Below are 1500 nucleotides of genomic sequence, written 5' to 3' on the forward strand. Positions count from 1 at the left end.
TGGACACATTATTGAAAGCTCTCCACATCAGCGATGGCTTGCTTTAGTTGATCTCTAAATTTTTCTTGAGTAACCCCATAAAGAGCCATGTCTTTTAAACATTCAATTCCACCCATTTTTTCAACCAACTCATGCGACTCAATCAGACGTTTTAGGTCATCAATATATTCTTGATGATTATTATTTACCTGAATTTCTTGCAATAGTGATGATTGGTGCCTTGCTTCTTCCACCCCGTACTTCTTAATAAACTCATTCGCTTTCATTCCCCATACCCCACTAACACTTCTTCCAACTCAGTTAGTGAAACGCTACTCTCGCAACGTATATCGTCATAACAACGCTTTTTTGCATCGTAATAAACTGCCCACTGAGGTGCTGCTTTAACAATTCTGGTTGCTCTTGCAATTCCTTCAGACTGGATAAAATCTACTGCTTTCATACAACACCTACTTGTTGTGCTTGAGCTTTAATTACCTTTCTCAATTCAGCTCTTTGATCACTGAGTTCTTTTGCCTTGATACAAAACTCACATCTGCATTTATGCTTCTTGTAAGCTGTGACAGTTCCATGTTTTATCTCTTGCTTGTAAGTAAGTCCCAATAGGTCTTCACACCAATCAACGGTTTGTTGGTCATTCTTATTTTTCACACCACACCTCGCTTACCCACACTGCGGATCTGATTTATTAAATGCGCTGGGCATGGCACACCTTTGCGATTGCTTTCTGAATTCCCTAACTGAGCCACTTTTTGAGGGACATAAAACTCTTGCACCTTCCCTTTCTGCTTAGCTTTCGTAAGGTAATCTTGGTAAATATCTCGAAATGCAAAATGCGCTGATTTCTGCCCCTCGTTGTCCATGATGTGACGTACTTCATCAAGCACGACTTTGGTTAGTGTTGTAATCTTCACAGACTTATCAGCTTCAAATTGCATTGCTTTTGCCCAAGCATGTTCAGCAGTCCACCAATCCGATGCTTGTAAGCACCAAGATTTAAACTCAGGAAGTTTAGGACACCACTTTTCTTCATAGAGGCGTTTTAAGCCACGTTTTATGTCATTTGGTGTAAGACCTTCAAGAACACGACAAGTTAGGCTTAGAAGCTCGCTCTGTTTCATCTGAGCATATTTTTTATTGAAGTCGTCACCATGTAAGCTTTCGATTTCACCTAAGATTTGATCTGCAAGCTCAGTTGGAAAGTTTTGGCCAACATCTTGAGTCAGGTTTGAAATGTTACTCATGGTAGCCTCCAACGTCTCTCATTGGCTTTGGCTGTTGATCAGTAAAGCGATTCCCAAAACGTCTTTTAGGTGCTTCGGGTTGTTGTTTAGCAACTGGTGGTTGATTCCACGATGCATTAAAACTTTTCCAAGAGTTCACAATGCAGAGTTCTAGGACTTCATCAAGTGACTTACCTGATTTTTGTTGTTCAGAGATAAAACGCTTAAATGCGGTTTCTGAATCGACTGCACGTTTCGCTTTTCGTACTTCCATGAA

4 protein-coding genes and 1 pseudogene are annotated in these 1500 nt (G+C 40.4%); all 5 read right to left on the reverse strand.

The window, feature by feature from the left end:
* Nucleotides 1-8: 8 nt before the first annotated feature.
* Nucleotides 9-266, reverse strand: a complete 258-nt coding sequence (locus tag I2F23_RS13785; protein ID WP_195773133.1) for a hypothetical protein — start codon at nucleotides 264-266, stop codon at nucleotides 9-11.
* Nucleotides 263-442: a hypothetical protein gene (locus I2F23_RS13790; protein WP_195773134.1), complete on the reverse strand. Its 180-nt coding sequence runs from the start codon at nucleotides 440-442 to the stop codon at nucleotides 263-265. The genes I2F23_RS13785 and I2F23_RS13790 overlap by 4 nt, the downstream gene beginning before the upstream one ends.
* On the reverse strand, nucleotides 439-651 hold the full coding sequence (locus I2F23_RS13795; protein ID WP_195773135.1) for a hypothetical protein: 213 nt from the start codon (nucleotides 649-651) through the stop codon (nucleotides 439-441). Before I2F23_RS13795 ends, I2F23_RS13790 begins: the two co-directional genes overlap by 4 nt.
* The gene (locus I2F23_RS13800; RefSeq protein ID WP_195773136.1) at nucleotides 648-1244 is read right to left on the reverse strand and encodes a restriction endonuclease; all 597 of its coding nucleotides are present in this window, start codon (nucleotides 1242-1244) and stop codon (nucleotides 648-650) included. The genes I2F23_RS13795 and I2F23_RS13800 overlap by 4 nt, the downstream gene beginning before the upstream one ends.
* Nucleotides 1237-1500 (reverse strand): annotated as a pseudogene (locus I2F23_RS13805) (hypothetical protein); the annotation flags it as partial. The gene I2F23_RS13800 and the pseudogene I2F23_RS13805, both read right to left, overlap by 8 nt.

It is taken from the genome of Acinetobacter pollinis (assembly GCF_015627175.1).
GTDB classification, from domain to species: Bacteria; Pseudomonadota; Gammaproteobacteria; order Pseudomonadales; family Moraxellaceae; genus Acinetobacter; species Acinetobacter pollinis.